This is a genomic window from Calothrix sp. UHCC 0171 (assembly GCF_034931845.1).
GTDB lineage: Bacteria > Cyanobacteriota > Cyanobacteriia > Cyanobacteriales > Nostocaceae > Brunnivagina.
Window position 1 is genome coordinate 16,311 of sequence record NZ_JAYGHN010000023.1, and the last position, 16,260, is coordinate 32,570.

General features: G+C 41.3%; 15 protein-coding genes. 9 read left to right on the forward strand and 6 right to left on the reverse strand.

Annotation, left to right across the window (positions count from 1 at the left end; translation table 11 throughout):
- Nucleotides 1-42: 42 nt before the first annotated feature.
- From VB733_RS17235 to VB733_RS27515, 7 genes are all read left to right on the forward strand, one after another.
- Complete coding sequence (locus VB733_RS17235; protein WP_323341293.1) at nucleotides 43-258, forward strand: Hfq-related RNA-binding protein; 216 nt, start codon at nucleotides 43-45, stop codon at nucleotides 256-258.
- Between the two features lie 625 nt (nucleotides 259-883).
- The gene (gene bchL, locus VB733_RS17240; protein WP_323341294.1) at nucleotides 884-1,750 is read left to right on the forward strand and encodes a ferredoxin:protochlorophyllide reductase (ATP-dependent) iron-sulfur ATP-binding protein; all 867 of its coding nucleotides are present in this window, start codon (nucleotides 884-886) and stop codon (nucleotides 1,748-1,750) included.
- 33 nt (nucleotides 1,751-1,783) lie between these two features.
- On the forward strand, nucleotides 1,784-2,485 hold the full coding sequence (locus VB733_RS17245) for a DUF5331 domain-containing protein (protein ID WP_323341295.1): 702 nt from the start codon (nucleotides 1,784-1,786) through the stop codon (nucleotides 2,483-2,485).
- Between the two features lie 189 nt (nucleotides 2,486-2,674).
- Nucleotides 2,675-4,066 (forward strand): ferredoxin:protochlorophyllide reductase (ATP-dependent) subunit N, encoded by a 1,392-nt coding sequence (locus VB733_RS17250; RefSeq protein WP_323341296.1) that lies wholly within the window; start codon nucleotides 2,675-2,677, stop codon nucleotides 4,064-4,066.
- Between the two features lie 152 nt (nucleotides 4,067-4,218).
- Nucleotides 4,219-4,545, forward strand: coding sequence for a hypothetical protein (locus VB733_RS17255; protein ID WP_323341297.1), 327 nt, complete (start codon nucleotides 4,219-4,221; stop codon nucleotides 4,543-4,545).
- 307 nt (nucleotides 4,546-4,852) lie between these two features.
- Nucleotides 4,853-5,749: an ion channel gene (locus tag VB733_RS17260; RefSeq protein ID WP_323341367.1), complete on the forward strand. Its 897-nt coding sequence runs from the start codon at nucleotides 4,853-4,855 to the stop codon at nucleotides 5,747-5,749.
- Between the two features lie 235 nt (nucleotides 5,750-5,984).
- Nucleotides 5,985-6,110 (forward strand): hypothetical protein, encoded by a 126-nt coding sequence (locus tag VB733_RS27515; protein WP_416336331.1) that lies wholly within the window; start codon nucleotides 5,985-5,987, stop codon nucleotides 6,108-6,110.
- Here the strand turns inward: VB733_RS27515 and yidD are convergent.
- Both yidD and VB733_RS17275 read right to left on the reverse strand, forming a co-directional pair.
- On the reverse strand, nucleotides 6,107-6,634 hold the full coding sequence (yidD, locus tag VB733_RS17270; RefSeq protein WP_323341298.1) for a membrane protein insertion efficiency factor YidD: 528 nt from the start codon (nucleotides 6,632-6,634) through the stop codon (nucleotides 6,107-6,109). The two genes, VB733_RS27515 and yidD, sit on opposite strands and share 4 nt — an antisense overlap.
- A 206-nt stretch (nucleotides 6,635-6,840) precedes the next feature.
- Nucleotides 6,841-7,140, reverse strand: a complete 300-nt coding sequence (locus VB733_RS17275; protein ID WP_096612391.1) for a 30S ribosomal protein PSRP-3 — start codon at nucleotides 7,138-7,140, stop codon at nucleotides 6,841-6,843.
- 429 nt (nucleotides 7,141-7,569) lie between these two features.
- Between VB733_RS17275 and VB733_RS17280 the strand changes: the two genes are divergently transcribed.
- Entirely contained in the window at nucleotides 7,570-8,376 is an 807-nt protein-coding gene (locus tag VB733_RS17280; protein WP_323341368.1) for a TIGR01548 family HAD-type hydrolase, read from the forward strand.
- A gap of 175 nt (nucleotides 8,377-8,551) precedes the next feature.
- Complete coding sequence (locus VB733_RS17285; RefSeq protein ID WP_323341299.1) at nucleotides 8,552-9,109, forward strand: hypothetical protein; 558 nt, start codon at nucleotides 8,552-8,554, stop codon at nucleotides 9,107-9,109.
- 4 nt (nucleotides 9,110-9,113) lie between these two features.
- On the opposite strand, the gene VB733_RS17290 is transcribed toward VB733_RS17285, so the two are convergent.
- From VB733_RS17290 to VB733_RS17305, 4 genes are all read right to left on the reverse strand, one after another.
- Complete coding sequence (locus tag VB733_RS17290; RefSeq protein WP_323341300.1) at nucleotides 9,114-9,665, reverse strand: GNAT family N-acetyltransferase; 552 nt, start codon at nucleotides 9,663-9,665, stop codon at nucleotides 9,114-9,116.
- Between the two features lie 189 nt (nucleotides 9,666-9,854).
- A complete protein-coding gene (locus tag VB733_RS17295) occupies nucleotides 9,855-11,675 on the reverse strand; it encodes an ABC transporter ATP-binding protein (protein ID WP_323341301.1) in 1,821 nt (606 codons plus the stop codon).
- 321 nt (nucleotides 11,676-11,996) lie between these two features.
- Nucleotides 11,997-14,198: a protein kinase domain-containing protein gene (locus VB733_RS17300; protein WP_323341302.1), complete on the reverse strand. Its 2,202-nt coding sequence runs from the start codon at nucleotides 14,196-14,198 to the stop codon at nucleotides 11,997-11,999.
- Between the two features lie 201 nt (nucleotides 14,199-14,399).
- A complete protein-coding gene (locus VB733_RS17305; protein WP_323341303.1) occupies nucleotides 14,400-16,169 on the reverse strand; it encodes a serine/threonine-protein kinase in 1,770 nt (589 codons plus the stop codon).
- Between the last annotated feature and the right edge of the window lie 91 nt (nucleotides 16,170-16,260).

Below are 16,260 nucleotides of genomic sequence, written 5' to 3' on the forward strand. Positions count from 1 at the left end.
AACCATTATCTATTAACCATTAACCAATCATATCTACTCAAAATGCTTACAGATTTCGATACTTCTTTGCCTAGCATCCGCCAAGTCCAGAATTTGATTAAAGACACTGCAACTGTGGAGTTAAAGCTGCTGACTGGTGATATTCTCACAGGCAAAATTTTATGGCAAGACCCCCAGTGTGTGGCAATTGCCGATCAAAATGGTCAGAAAACGACTGTGTGGAAGCAGGCGATCGCTTATATTAAACCTCAAGCTTAGTCATTATTTAGTTATTAGTTATGTTCTGAGGAGAAATGGCTGGGAGATTTATGCTTCCAGCACAATTTCTGACTTTTGTCTCGATTTCCCAATTTCCAGCAAACAAAGACATTATTTCCAGACAATCTGCAATTGTAATAATATTTGATAAACTCCCATAAATCAGCTTGTAATAAATACCTACTTGATTACGTTTTCAGTCCCTTTGCTGTATTCCCATGTGAAAGTATTTCCCCTGTAATGTGGGGAATACATACCTAGAGGAGTAATTCCCAAGTCCGACAACCCCATCTTCATTCCGGCGATTCCACCTCAAAACCTGACTTCCCGACAACAAAAATAAGTTCTAATTTTTTTGTTTATTGTTACTAATTTTATAAATTTAATTATACAAAGATTAAAAATAATGTTTTTTCAGTTTTAAAAGAGAATTAATGCGGTATTTGTAGATTCAGGCAGATTAGATAGACTTAATTAATCTTGATTTCGCCTCTTTATAAATAAACACCCCCTTTATTTAACAAAGCATCTGCACAATAATGGCTTTACAGAGATTGCTAATTCGCAATACTCGTAGAAGCGCAATTTTTAACTTCCAACTCCCTAGATTAAGAGGCGATCGCAAGTGAAACTAGCAGTTTATGGAAAAGGTGGAATCGGCAAATCCACAACTAGCTGTAATATCTCTGTTGCCCTAGCCAAACGGGGTAAACGAGTATTGCAAATTGGATGTGATCCCAAACATGACAGTACCTTCACCCTGACTGGATTTTTAATTCCCACAATTATTGATACACTACAAGAAAAAAACTATCATTACGAAGATGTTTGGTCAGAAGATGTAATTTACAAAGGCTACGGCGGTGTTGATTGCGTAGAAGCAGGTGGTCCACCTGCGGGTGCAGGATGTGGCGGTTACGTAGTCGGCGAAACAGTGAAATTACTGAAGGAACTTAATGCCTTTGATGAGTACGATGTAATCCTGTTTGATGTACTCGGTGACGTTGTTTGTGGCGGTTTTGCAGCACCTCTCAACTATGCCGACTACTGCATGATTGTCACCGATAACGGATTCGATGCCCTATTTGCCGCCAATCGGATTGCCGCATCGGTACGCGAAAAAGCTCGCACCCACCCCTTACGCTTGGCTGGGTTAATTGGAAATCGCACCTCGAAACGTGATCTGATCGATAAATACATCGAATCAGTTCCCATGCCTGTGTTAGAAGTGCTGCCATTAATCGAAGACATTCGTGTTTCCCGTGTCAAAGGAAAAACACTTTTTGAGATGGCAGAGCATGATCCATCATTGAACTTTGTCTGTGACTACTATCTCAGCATCGCCGACCAAATCTTAGCGCGTCCTGAAGGTGTAGTTCCCAACGATTCCCCAGATCGGGAATTGTTCGCTTTGTTATCCGATTTTTACTTAAATCCGGGTAAACCCGCAGTTCCTAATCCGGAAGAGGAATTAGACTTGATGATTGTATAAATCATTAATTCTCTCTGAAGGATGGGGGTATATATGGCATTCTTTTACAGTTTTACAGAATCTCTGAAGCAAAAGTGGTTGCAATTTTTCCAGGTTAACCGCGATTGGATTCTCCTACACATGCAGGTAGAATCTGTTTACACACCGGATGGAGGCAAGCGCCCACCTTCTTACCTGATTTTAGGGGTGGCAAATGCCCTAGAGCCGAAATTGTCGCAGTTGATGCTACCTTTCTCGAAATTGAACCCAGATGCGGATACCCTCATCGAAGTATTAGGCTTACATTTTGATCCAGATATGGCTCTTGGTAACTCCGCCATGCCACAAGCTGGAGAAGATTCAGAGATAGAAATCAGTGATAATACTGGAATCACAGAAGATGCTGTCATCAGTAACTTTACGGCTGCGGCTGGATTGGAAGGCATGGCAAGTATCTCGGAACCAGAGGTTTCTGGATTTGCTCATGTCCCGGTTGCGAAAACAGAAGATGACTTTGGCGGCGATATTTCCTTTGAGAATGAGGCTGCCGCAGCCAAAATGGAATATAACGCCCTGGAAGATATCAACACACCCGATGAAGAAAATGCTTTTAACGAAGTATTGATGGATGTTTGGGGTGAAGAATCACAAGCGAAAACAGGCGACGTAGATAGCGAAATGCTCTTAGGGGAAGAGTTTGGAACTAATGGATTTGAAGAAGATTCGGAGATTGCTCGTCTCTTCCCCAATGGATAGATAAATCAATAGTTGGGAGTCATTAGTTCTTAGTCTTTAGTCATTAGTCCTTTGCTATTAGTGTTGAGTATTTTAGAGTTGTTAGTGCTGTATTGTTGTTTTGCTCTCATTCAAGTAATTAACAATCAATAACTAATGACAAATGACTTTTGACTCCTAACTTATAAAAAAAGGGGAGAAAATCTAAAAATGACTGTTGCAGAATCACAAACTTTAACTTTCGAGTGTGAGACTGGTAACTATCACACTTTTTGTCCAATTAGTTGTGTAGCCTGGTTGTATCAAAAAATCGAGGACAGTTTCTTTTTAGTAATTGGGACAAAAACCTGCGGTTACTTTCTGCAAAATGCCATGGGAGTGATGATTTTTGCCGAACCCAGGTATGCAATGGCGGAGTTGGAAGAAGGTGATATTTCCGCACAGCTAAATGATTATGAGGAATTAAAGCGATTATGTACGCAAATTAAACGCGATCGCAATCCTAGTGTCATAGTTTGGATTGGGACTTGCACAACAGAAATCATCAAGATGGATTTGGAAGGGTTAGCACCGAAATTAGAATCGGAAATCGGTATACCCATTGTAGTTGCCCGTGCTAACGGTTTAGATTACGCTTTTACTCAAGGTGAAGATACCGTATTGGCGGCAATGGCAAATCGCTGCCCCGATAAAGCACCAGTGACAGAAACCGCCAAAAATGATGCGAATGCCATTCAAAAGCTACTCAACTTCGGTAAGAAAAAAGAAGAAGTAGCACAGGAAGAATCGGAATATAAAGACCATCCGCCTCTGGTATTATTTGGTTCATTGCCAGACCCCGTAGTCACGCAATTAACCTTAGAACTGAAAAGACAAGGTATCAAAGTTTCCGGTTGGTTGCCCGCCAAACGCTTCACAGAATTACCAACGATTGAAGAAGGGTATTATGTGTGTGGTGTCAATCCCTTCCTCAGCCGCACAGCGAGTACCCTAATGCGTCGTCGCAAGTGTAAATTAATCGGCGCACCTTTCCCAATTGGACCTGATGGCAGCCGTGCTTGGATTGAAAAAATTTGCTCAGTTTTTGGAATTACACCCATAGGTTTGGATGAACGGGAAGCCAAAATTTGGGAAAATTTGGAAGAATACGTCAAGTTAATTCGGGGAAAATCAGTATTCTTCATGGGTGACAACCTGCTGGAAATATCCCTAGCCAGATTCCTTGTGCGTTGCGGTATGACAGTACCCGAAATCGGTATTCCCTACATGGATAAGCGCTACCAAGCTGCGGAATTAGCAATGCTAGAAAAAACATGTATCGAAATGGGTGTACCACTGCCGAGAATAGTGGAAAAACCGGATAATTATAACCAAGTGCAGCGCATTTACGAACTCAAGCCAGACTTGGTAATTACGGGAATGGCACATGCAAACCCACTGGAAGCCAGGGGAATTAATACCAAATGGTCTGTGGAATTTACCTTTGCCCAAATTCACGGCTTTAGTAATGCACGAGATATCTTGGAATTGGTGACACGTCCATTACGGCGGAATAATAACCTCAAAGATTTGGGTTGGGATAAGTTAGTCAAGGACATCTAGTTTTGGCTATTGGGTATTTGAGAAGACAGGAATAGGGAAGTCTGGGATTTTCTCCCTTGGGCAAATGCATCTAGAATCATCGAGAAACCGCTTCCTCTTTCCCCTTAAACGAAAGCGGTGTATCATACGAAATGATTTAATATAAATTCACGATGGTAGAAAAGCCAATCAAGAAATCAGACCGCCAGCCAAATCCTGACGGTGGTGCTGATAATTCGGATGCCAAGCCTGTAAAATCAAATCGCGATCGCAGCGATCGTGCTTCCAGGGGCAATAAACGTGAGGGTAGAGGCAAAAAGTCATTTGACTCGGAAGAATCTAAACCTCCTGTTAACCCAGCCTTTGCACGTCCACCAAAGCCCAAACCCCCAGTTGTCGCTAAAACTGAGCCAGAAGTTGAGTCTGAGGCTGTTGCAGAAGAAACAGAAGAGAAGAGCGAAACTAGCGATGGGAACGAAAATTCTAGCGTTGAAGCTTGATTTTTTGGTCTATTTATGCATTGAATATGAATTTCGGAGCGGTGCTGGAAAGCATCGTTTCTTTTTTTATTAGATTTGTCTACAACCCAATACCCATATCGTTTCTCCAAAATCTGGCAACACATAAAATAAATCTCCGTGTCTCTCCATCCCCGCGTTACCATCTGTTACTTTTACTTTCTTTTGGAGAATTGGTATCAATATCTAATACTCAATATATTAGATTTAGTAAGAGACTATACTTACCTTTAAGTTTCTGAGTACGATTCTCTGAAGGAGTATCGCTACAGTGAATACACTGCCAAATATGACTAAAAACCATCGCCAAGTTTCCCCACAAAATCGGATGATTAATCGGGATGGGAGCTTTAACGTTGTCCGTAAGGGATTATCATACTCGCGCTGGCACTACGATTTATATCATGTACTCATAAAACTGAGTTGGGTTAAATTTATTGCCTTTATCAGTTTGGGATACATAATTGCGAATGTTTTATTTGCGTTTGCATATCTTGCGGGTGGAGATGGGATTGAAAATGCTCGTCCAGGTAACTTTGGGGATGCATTTTTCTTTAGCGTGCAAACAATGGCATCAATTGGCTATGGAGCCATGTATCCGAAAACTCCGTATGTCAATATTTTAGTGACAATTGAGGCTTTATTTGGGTTACTAGGTTTGGCGATGGCAAGCGGGCTGATGTTTGCTCGTTTTTCCTTACCCAAAGCCAGGGTGATATTTAGTCGCATAGCTTTGATTGCACCACACAATGGATTACCAACTTTGATGTTTCGAGTTGCTAACAAGCGCCAAAATTGGATTTTAGAAGCGCAAGTTCGCGTCAGTCTGGTAAAGAGTGAATTGACTAAGGAAGGTGATTTTATGCGACGATTTTATGATGTTCCCTTAGTTCGCAGTCAATCACCTCTATTTGCACTTTCTTGGTTAATCATGCACGAAATTAACGAAGATAGTCCGTTATATGAAGTCACTCCTCAAGAAATGATTGATCATGAGATGGAAATTATTGTGACTCTCACAGGAATTGATGAAACAGTATCGCAAACAATTCATGCCCGTCATTCATTCCTTGCCGAAGAAATAGCTTGGAATATGCGTTTTGTAGATATTTTATCGAAGACAAGCGATGGTAGACGCTGTATTGATTATTCGCGTTTTCATGATGTAATCTCACTTGATGATTAATTGGTAATTAATTGTAAATTATTATAGTAATTTTATTTGTTTTTTTGATTTGTGAAAAATCGTTGCTTATCTCTCAAAGTGCTTGGTTTTCAACAATTAGGAATGCTGCATTAACTTGAAATCATTCTAAGAGTAGGTTTTTCGGGCAACATTTTTCTTGTTCTCGATAGATGTGCTTTACATATTTAATTTTCTACGATGCAGCTATTCTTAATCCTCACAGGAGGAAAAATTTATGGGCTGGTTACAAAGACTATTTGGACAGAAAAAGCCTCAAGATGCACAAGTTAATCCCATTCCCCAACAAGTGCAGCAGTCGCCACAGCAAGCAGACGAAAATTTATCCCGTCTCTACAACTAACTTCCACAACCACCACAGTCTAGAAAATTACAGTCAGCGCCACTACAATCAGCACCACTACAATCTAGTGAATCACATGATGTATCTAAACAACCCATGTCAACGCATTCACAGGGTAGTTCCAGAACATCTATAGAACCGCTACATTGAGAGCATTGATGATTAATCCAAGCTCGTTTTTTGCCTTTACGGGGTTGATAACTTTCTTCGTTTTCCTCTTCAATATCTTTAAGATTTGCTGCAAATAAATTAGAAGAAAGATTAGTATAGTTATTGAATTTACGTTCTTTTAAAATTTGGTGAGCTTGCTTGCATTCTTGAAAACGCGATCGCGATTTTTTTAAAGCTGCTTTTAAACCTTCTTCTGCGGCTATTCTTTTAATATACTGCGAACATGATTCCCTTTGATGGAGGATTCTATGGGCACAGGCAAATCCTTTATGTGGTGATATATATTTTTGGTATCCGGTAATCGCCGCAATGCTAAGTTTTCGCGTCGCTGTATCAAATATGGCAGAATGCATTTCAAAAATAAGTAATTACTGGTAGTGTTAATCCACTTTATAATTCATATTTTTGATTTTGTGATGTTTTAGATTAGTCAAAGATGCAGTACAAGGCGGTAAATTTAGGATTTTGGAGCCACTCCCGTGGGCGAAGTGGCATGGTTTTTAAAATCCAAAACCTAAAACTTTTCAGCTTTATCAGCCAAAGTCGGCGAGAAAAAACATCAAGCGCTACCCGTGAAGGTGACTTCAGGAAACTTAGACTGGGCTTCAAGCATGGGGCGATTTTTGCCCTCTTCTTGCCAATAGTTAATTACTTCTGTAGCTTTATTGAGTAGTTCAACTCGATCTACATCTGTAATCCAATGTTTGGACTCTAACTCTTTTTTGAGTTCTTCCCAGGCATCATTTCGGGGCCAAAAGAAGTATTTTGTTAAAGGGCTAGTACCTTTACCGACAACTTGATCCACCGCTAGGGCGACGTTCTCGTCTAACCAGAGAATTTTCAAAATAAACTTGGACAATCACACCTCCGGGACATATCCGGGTTTAACTTACTACTTGAGCTATCCTTGGGTTTGCGGGATTAGCTGCTGCGATCGCTTATTCTAACCCAATTCTTTACCACCTTACCAAACCATTGTGGGGATTCAGCCACAACCCACTGTAAAAAGTAAAAGGTAAAGTAATTCAGGGGGCGTGGAGACTTGGGGACGCGGAGACTTGGGGACTTGGGGACTCGGAGACTTGGGGACTCGGAGACTTGGGGACTCGGAGACTTGGGGACGCGGAGACGCGGAGACAAAAAAGAAAGAGGTTTCTTTTATTAGTCTCTCCCTCTCCCCCTCTCCCCCTCTCCCCCTCTCCCACTCTCCGTGTCTCCCCCTCTCCCCGTCTTCAGAATGCTTGCCCAACTTCAACTTATGAATTTAGCCCAGCCTATAAATTATTCCATGACCACACAATCATCAACACAGACAATTATTATTTTTGATATAGATGGTGTTATTCGCGATGTGAGTGGCTCTTATCGCCGTGCATTAGCTGATACTGTAGAATATTTCACCAATAACGCTTATCGTCCAACTTCAACAGATATTGATAATCTGAAATCTGAAGGTATTTGGAATAACGATTGGGAAGCATCGCAAGAATTAATCCATCGATATTTTGAGCAAACAGGTAAATCTCGACATCAGAATCAAATTAATTATGAAACAATCGTAGCTTTTTTCCAATCTCGGTATCGAGGTACAGACCCTGATAATTGGAATGGTTATATCTGCGATGAGCCGTTATTATTACAAAGTAAATACTTAGAAAATCTCACCAATGCTGGAATCGCGTGGGGATTTTTTAGTGGTGCAACTCGTGCTTCTGCCACCTATGTTTTAGAAAAAAGGCTGAATATTAAACCATCGGTTCTGATTGCGATGGAAGATGCGCCGGGTAAACCTGATCCAACGGGGCTATTTGCTGCTGTGCGTCATCTCGAAGAAAATAATAGTAAAATTAGCAACTCTGCAACTGTGTTGTACGTAGGGGATACCGTTGCTGATATGTATACGGTGGAGAAAGCTCGCAGTCAGGATTCAAAACGTAAATGGCTGGGTGTTGGGGTATTACCTCCCCATGTCCAGAAGTTGCCTTCACGACGTGATGCTTACGCGGAATTACTTATAGATGCGGGTGCTGAGGTGGCATTTTGTAATGTGCAAGATTTGACACCAGCTAGGGTTCAAGCATTGGTAGGTGAGTGATATTAGTTTCTCATGTTAGGTTCGTCTAAATACCCGGAGGAGATAGGGGATATTAGTCGAACTTACATATTAATTTGGTAAAAAAGCGATCGCTCAATGGAAAATTGCATATTCCTGGAAAAATAACCCTATGAATTTATTAATCACGTAAATTACAGTAATAACTGAACATACCATGAATTTCAAAGCAATTTCTTTAGCGATCGCAATTATTATCCCTTTTGCTAGCTCTATTCACAGTCCCGTGAGTGCGAATAGCAATATTGCCTCTAGAAGGGAATATCAAATCTCTCAGAGTGTCAAGCAATCCCCAGGAATCACTTATAAACGCATCGGGGTAGGTGGGATAAAACTTTCGATGTCGGAGGCACAGGTAAGGAAAATATTGGGTAAACCTGTAAAAGTAGAAAATGGTTTTTTGGGCGTTATTGGCAAGGTGCGAACTCTGAAGTATCGAGGTATCACAGTTGACTTAGGTGAAGATGCCAAACCAGGTAGTTTTTCTGTTTATCAAATCAAGGTGACTAGTTCTAAATATGCCACCATTGATGGAATTAAAGTTGGCGATAGACAATCACAAGTGTTAAAAACCTACGGGAAAATCGCCGCATCCCAAGATGGAAATAAAACTACTTTAAATTATGGTGTTGACAAACCTAGCCCTGCTGGTTTAATTTTTACCATGAAGAATGGCAAAGTCACAGAGATTTTCTGTTTTGATTTTCTGGGTTAATTCTTCAAAGCAATACCATGGGAACAATTGATAAACTTTGTGTTAATCCTAGCACTATTGGTAATTCCCTAGGTAAATTTTCTGCATGAATAGTAGCAAAACCGAAGCGAGTGTAAAAAGGAATTAATTCGCGATCGCATGATAAGTATATCGGCTTTTTGGCTTCATTGATAAGATGCTCTACCATGCAGGAACCTAATTTTTGATGTCGATATATTTTCTTTATACAAAGATTAAAGACGACGGAATACTTGTTACAAACACGTAGTTCAGCACATCCCACCGCAGCACCGTTGTAATCTATTACCCAAAAACCGGAATAATCTCTAACTTGAACTTCGTAGAGGAGATATATTCCAACTAATGCCACAAAAACAATTACATGAATAAATAAGAAGAAAAGACAAAGAATTATTAATCCCAACCAATATAGATTAATTGGCAGGATATTAACACCATCGTTCCAAGTGAGCAAAAGTTTTTTGATTTTCCACTTATCTTTTGCACGAGCGCGACGTATGAAGAAATTAGGCGGTAGGTAAAAGCGATTTTGCATTGATTAGAGCATTTCCTGCCAGATTTAATCTAAACCTAAATATAGTTAAATATAGCAATTGGGGGAGAGGGGAGGAAGACGCGGAGAGGGGGAGAGGGGGAGAGGGGGAGATTAATAAAAGAAACCTTTTCTTTTTTGTCCCGCTTACCCGTATCAGCTTTACCTTAATTGTTTAGGCGGATATGATTATTACTGATACCCAGCAGCTTGTAATAAAAATAACTCTGCGTATCTTCCTTTTGCTTGTAATAATTCTTCGTGGGTTCCGACTTCGATAATTTCTCCACCTTCGATAACTACAATCTTGTTTGCCATTCGCACGGTGGAAAAACGATGAGATATTAAGAATACCATTTGATGCTGAGTAAGCGATCGCAACCTTTCAAATATCTCATATTCTGCCTGTGCGTCAATAGCTGAAGTGGGTTCATCTAAAACCAGGATATCTGCGTCTTTCCGCATAAAGGCGCGAGCCAGGGCGATTTTTTGCCATTGTCCCCCCGATAATTCTTGTCCACTTTGGAACCATTTCCCCAGTTGTGTGTCAAATTGTGCGGGCATTTTTTCAATAAATGATAATGCCATGCCTTTTTCAGCAGCCAATTGCCACAATTCCTCATCATCAAGGCGTTTGACATCACCAACACCAATATTTTCGCCGACAGTAAACTGGTAACGCACAAAGTTTTGGAAAATTACGCCGATGCGCTGTCTGAGTACATCGATATCCCACTCTTGCAAATCTAAGCCATCGAGTAATATTCTCCCGGAATCTGGATTATAAAGTCTGGTGAGCAGTTTAATGAGGGTAGTTTTACCAGAACCATTTTCGCCGACAATTGCTAGTTTTTCCCCTGGCTTGAGGTGTAGTGAAATATTTCTCAATGCTGGTTGTGTATTCCCCGGATAGGTGAAACTGACATTCTCAAACCTAATTCCATCATCCGGTTTTAATCCTGTAGTTGCATTCCCCAGAGAAACAGGAACCTCTGCTTCGAGAAAGTCATAAAGATTGGAAAGATAGAGATTATCTTCATACATTCCCCCAATTGACGTGAGGGTATTGGAAAATGTCGCTTGCCCTTGACGGAAGACGGTAATATACATCGTCATATCTCCCAAAGAAATTCTTCCGGCAACTGTTTCCCAGACAATCCAACCATAGGTAATGTAGAAGGTTGCGGTACTCAACATTCCCAAGAAATATCCCCAAAATCCCCTTTTTAAGGTTAAATCACGGTCTTCATTGTATATTTGATAAAAAATATTGCGGTAGCGTCGCACCAGCATTTCCCCTAACTGGTAGAGTTTAACTTCTTTGGCAAAGTCTTCGCGAGCTACTAATATTTCTAAATAATGTTGCTGTCTTGTTTCTGGCGCACGCCAACTAAATAAACGAAAGGCTTGAGCGGCAAATTTGGTTTCCGAGATGAAGGGGGGTATAGATGCGAGAACGAGAATGAATACAGCCCAGGCTGAGAATTTAATTAATAATGCACCGTAGGCAATTAATGACAGAGCATTCTGTACTAAACCAAAGGTGCGAGTCACTAACGATAAAGGGCGAGATGAGGCTTCGCGACGAGCATTACTCATCTTGTCGTAAAATTCCGAGTCTTCAAATTGAGTCAGTTCTAAGGTTAGGGCTTTGTTTAAGATGAGTTCGTTAACCCTTTGTGCTAACAGCAAGCGTAATAATGACTGACAAATATTTTGACCGCGTTGACTAGCTGCTAAAATAGCAACTGCTAATGCTTCTAAACCGACAAATCCTAATACATGGGAAATATGGGGATTTGCAGCCGTTTGTGTGGCGAAAACTACCGCATCAACAATTAGTTTGCCAATATAGGCAACAGCAGCAGGCAATACACCCGCAACTAGAGTTAATATTCCAAAAATTGCCGTCAGCCGACTACTAGTAGTCCATACCAATTTTACGGCGCGATCGCTATAACGAAAAACAGCAATCGATTGGCGAAGAGCGTTACTGAATTTGCGAATACTCATACTATATAAAATAGTACAAAATTACGCCAATTTCGGAAAATTATTGAAGTCGATTCTGGACAATATCAGGTATTAAGCTGATGTGCGGCTAAATTGTATAAGGCGAAAACGTCAAATTACTGTAGTGCGGGCATCTTGCCCACGTCTAATATACAAATTAAATGCGCCACAGCTTAGGAATCATGTAAAAAGAAGTAGTGCAAGCGTCTCGCTTGCTATTTCCCAAAGGTGGGCTTTTCGGCTCCGGAGTTTTCCGTGAAGAACATCTCCCCGGAAACTCCTCTCCACACTACTTGTTCAGTTTGTTTTTACACGAATACATTATGGTGTTGGTGTATCTGTGGAAGTCGGTGTTGGAGTTGGTATATCTGTGGGAGTTGGTGTTGGTGTTGGTGTATCTGTGGGAGTTGGTGTTGGAGTCGCTGTATCCGTGGGAGTCGGTGTCGGTGATACCGAATTAGTCACAGTTAGATTCAGGGTATAGCTAGCTTCCGTAGAAGAAGTAACAACAAACTCGTAAAATCCATTTTCCGGTAGCGTCAACGAGAGATTTCGTTGTAGAGAATCTTCGAGAAAGCGCTGGCTACCGCTTGGAGAATAAACTGAAAGTAAAACTTTGGAACTGGCATCGAGCTTGAGCTCCATTTTTTGTCCTTGCGAAAGTTGAGCGATAAAAACTCTACCATCCCCAGCTTTGAGAGTGCCGCTTGTTGTCGCACTAGTTGCACCTGGCTCAAAGCTAATTCTTTGGAAAGCACTACCAGCGAGAATTGCTCTGAGTCTATCATTGACATATCCATGCCAAACTTGACCGATGGGTTGGTCAATAAAATTTTTACCTCTTCTCTCTGGGAATCTACGGAAAAATGCCGCATCCCCTAAGTCGTATAGCGAGTAACTGCCAACATTAATCTTATTCACTTCCACTTTCCAGCGATCGCGTTCTCCTGCTGTATAGGTTCCCAGTTTGCGGCGCGACTCAGAAGTTAATGGTGAGAGCTTTTCTAGCACTTCTGCGGCTGCTGTATCCCACCTCGTTCGTAGGGCGGCATCCTCCGGGCGATCGCTCAATTCTTTCCCCCGTAAACTGGGATTTTCATCCCAAAATATTTGGTTAACTAAATTCACATAGAAGGTCGAATTTATACCTAATTCTTGACGGCGTGTATTCAAGCGTTCTTTACGTGCCCGTTCTTCCGGTGAGAACTTGGCTTCGGGTTCGGTAGGTTGGTTGATGGTTGGTGTTGGACTTGGGGTTGCTGTTATTTGTGTGCCATTGCCGTTGGTATCAGGGGTACTAAATAAGCTTCTTACACCCCAAACTGCAATCACTGTAGTACAAGATAACCCAATAAGTGCGATCGCAATTTTTCCCGGTGTCCACCAGGGTTTCTCCGGGGTGGAATTAGGTAAAGGGGGAATGGAGACATGATTGAGTGCTGCCGTTGCCGATGTATTGGCAGTCGCTTGGGGAACAGCAGGTGAGACTGCCACAGTGGCTGAGGTGGCAGCTTCTGTTGGCGGTACTTGGGTAGAGGGATATAGGGTTGGTGGATAGCTGCTGGGGGAGTTTAAGGCTTGTAAAACTTGGTTTGCACTTTGATAGCGATCGCTTGGCAAGGGTGATAGCATTTTATCGAGTATTTGCCCAAAATTGTCACTTAAATTAACTTCCTGTCGCCATTGCCAGGTGAGATTATAGGTATTAATTAGTTCTTGTGGTTGCTTCCCTGTCAGTAAAACTAACAGTGTGACTGCCAAGGCATATAAATCACTATGGGGTTCAACGCTACCCGTTTGCATTTGTTCGGGTGGTGCGTAGCCAATTTTACCTAATAACGTTGCCGGAGAGGAAGGTGTTCCGGCTTCTGGAGCATAATATTGGGAAGCGACAGCAGCGACAACCTGTTTTACACCACCAAAGTCAATGAGGATGGGTAATCCTTTCTGGTTATGTAAGATTAAGTTATCGGGGGAAATGTCGCGATGAATTACACCCATGGAGTGAATGTAATCTAAAACTGGCAAAATTTGCTGTAATAATTGCTTGACTTCGGCTTCGCTAAAGCGTGTCCCTTGCATCAAGCGCATATCTAGCAAGGAACGATAGGTTTGTCCTTCGACGTAATCTTGAACAATAAATAAATATTCTTTTTCGCCTAATTTATTGCGGAAAAATTCGCGAAACCGGGGAATTTGCGGATGTTGGAGTTTGTAGAGAACCGTTGCTTCCCGTTGAAATAATTCTTCAGCTTTTTGGAGTACGTAAGCAGTTTGTACTTGGGGAGAAAATTCTTTAATGACGCAAAACTCACGAAAACGGTTGATATCTTCAGCTAGATAGGTTTTACCAAATCCACCTTGTCCCAATTGACGGATAATTAAATAGCGATCGCCCAAAGTTATCCCAGCCTGTATAGTTGGATACATTCCGGCTTGATTTTTTTCACTCTCAATTTTTTCGCCACAATGAAGGCAAAATTTACTACCTGCTGGGTTTTCGTGTCCTTGAGAACAATACATATAAAGGTTAAAGTAGATTAATTTAAAGTTAAAAGTTAGTTGTTAATAGTTAGTGGAAATTAGGGGGAGACACGGAGAGGGAGAGACACGAATAAAATTTTCTATTTTTCTATATACATCTCTTATATATCTCTTTTTTTCCACATCCCCGCGTCCCCGCGTCTCCATATCCCCGCGTCTCCACATCCCACATTCCTCGTTCTACTTGCCAGAATCTAGTTTACCCACTTTCTCTGCCGCGATCGCATACCAAATTTGTCCGTAGGTTTGTTGATTCAGTTTCGTTTCTGCACGCCGCACTCTGGGGAATAATTTGTCAAATTGACGATTTGTGTCAGCATTTAATTTTTCGATGCTGTAGTCACCCAAATCACCTGCTTCAGCTTGTTTACGCCAATCCTCGTAATCTTGTCCACTATAGCTTCCAAGTTTTTGAAGAACTTGACTACTGATTTTTTCTTGTTCTAATTTATTCAATATATCTTGTCCAATACTTGCCCACTCTTTCCGTAGAGGTTCATCTTCAGGATTCCCAGTCAAACGTCGCCCCCGTAATTCTGGATGTTTTGTGTAAAATATTTCGTTTACCATGAGATTGAAAAAGCCTTCAGGTACTTTTAATTCATCACGACGAACCAAAATATTTTTGTTGCGGTTAGAACCTTGATTATTATCCCCAGTTTTTGGTTCAGGGTTGCCACCAGGAATGTTAGGGAGACTCGGAAGCGAGATACTTGGGATTGAAATCGAAGAGACACCCTTAACGACAGCATTAACTAAACCCCAAGTGCCAGCGCAAACCAAAACCACAACTGTTGTTCCCACAAAGGTAATGGCAAATGGACGCATCCAAATAGGTAAAGGCAATGCTTGGATAGCTATTTGTGTTTTTCGATGTAACTTACTAGCACCAACACGTGCAGCTGGTGCAGCAATCATCGTCTTCATTTTCGTAATTAAAGGATTAACTGTTTTATTCACAGAGGTGACAATCGCAGAGCTAGCAGAAGTAAAACCAGAAGAACTAGAACCACTTGATAACCTTTGATGGGAGAGTTTTTGCACCTCTTTAATTGCTATTTCTGCATTTTGGTAGCGATCGCTCGGTTTATATGCGACCATTTTCTTTAAAGTCGCTTCTAAACTGCGACTAACTTTAATTTCTGTGCCCCATCTCCAAATGCCTTGATAACTATCATAAAGTTCCTGCGGTTCTTTCCCCGTCAGCAATACCAAAGCCGTCACAGCTAAAGAATGTAAATCACTGCAAGGAAAAGCTTTACCCTGACGCAACTGTTCTTCAGGTGCATAACCCTTTTTCCCCAACAAAGTCACATTCCCGCCCAACTGCGTCATCCACAATCCCTGGGAAGCTGGTAGCTGTTTCACACCACCAAAGTCAATCAGCACTGGTAAGTTATCGGAACTTCGCAAAATCAGATTATCTGGGGAAATATCCCGGTGAATCGCACCTTTACCATGAATATAAGCCAACACAGGCAAGATTTTTTGTAGTAGGGAAATCACCTCTTCTTCACTAAATTTCTCACCCTGATTTAAACGCTTATCCAACAAATCCCAGTAGGTATCACCCTCCACAAAATCCTGCACCAAAAAGAAAAAATCCTGAGTCCCAAATCGAGTTTGGAAGGAATCGTGCAACTTGGGAATTTGCGGATGTTGTAACTCCTTCAAAACACTTGCTTCTCGCTCAAATAACTCCTTCGCTTTTTGCACATCTTGCGGATTCTCAACTTGTGGCGCAAACTCCTTCAACACGCACTTTTCCTTCGACTGCTTTAAATCCTCAGCTAAATAAGTACGTCCAAAACCACCCTGCCCCAACTGACGTAAAATCTTATAACGACTAGCAATAACTTTTCCCTGTGGTAACGGTAAAGCCTCACCACATTGAGTACAAAAGCGATTCCTATCTGTATTTGCGTGTTTTTTACTGCAATAAACCTGCATGGTGTTTCAGGGACGAATTAAAGGATTTTTTACTAAATTGCTACAAAATTAAATGTAACTATTACGGAAAAGAAGCAGAGTTGATAGGGGA

Bases quoted from the DNA above. Each gene is read 5' to 3' on its own strand.
- VB733_RS17235 (WP_323341293.1), top strand. From the start codon at position 43: ATGCTTACAGATTTCGATACTTCTTTGCCTAGCATCCGCCAAGTCCAG.
- VB733_RS17245 (WP_323341295.1), top strand. From the start codon at position 1,784: ATGGCATTCTTTTACAGTTTTACAGAATCTCTGAAGCAAAAGTGGTTG.
- VB733_RS17250 (WP_323341296.1), top strand. From the start codon at position 2,675: ATGACTGTTGCAGAATCACAAACTTTAACTTTCGAGTGTGAGACTGGT.
- VB733_RS17255 (WP_323341297.1), top strand. From the start codon at position 4,219: ATGGTAGAAAAGCCAATCAAGAAATCAGACCGCCAGCCAAATCCTGAC.
- VB733_RS17260 (WP_323341367.1), top strand. From the start codon at position 4,853: ATGACTAAAAACCATCGCCAAGTTTCCCCACAAAATCGGATGATTAAT.
- VB733_RS27515 (WP_416336331.1), top strand. From the start codon at position 5,985: ATGGGCTGGTTACAAAGACTATTTGGACAGAAAAAGCCTCAAGATGCA.
- yidD (WP_323341298.1), bottom strand. From the start codon at position 6,634: ATGCATTCTGCCATATTTGATACAGCGACGCGAAAACTTAGCATTGCG.
- VB733_RS17280 (WP_323341368.1), top strand. From the start codon at position 7,570: ATGACCACACAATCATCAACACAGACAATTATTATTTTTGATATAGAT.
- VB733_RS17285 (WP_323341299.1), top strand. From the start codon at position 8,552: ATGAATTTCAAAGCAATTTCTTTAGCGATCGCAATTATTATCCCTTTT.
- VB733_RS17290 (WP_323341300.1), bottom strand. From the start codon at position 9,665: ATGCAAAATCGCTTTTACCTACCGCCTAATTTCTTCATACGTCGCGCT.
- VB733_RS17295 (WP_323341301.1), bottom strand. From the start codon at position 11,675: ATGAGTATTCGCAAATTCAGTAACGCTCTTCGCCAATCGATTGCTGTT.
- VB733_RS17300 (WP_323341302.1), bottom strand. From the start codon at position 14,198: ATGTATTGTTCTCAAGGACACGAAAACCCAGCAGGTAGTAAATTTTGC.
- VB733_RS17305 (WP_323341303.1), bottom strand. From the start codon at position 16,169: ATGCAGGTTTATTGCAGTAAAAAACACGCAAATACAGATAGGAATCGC.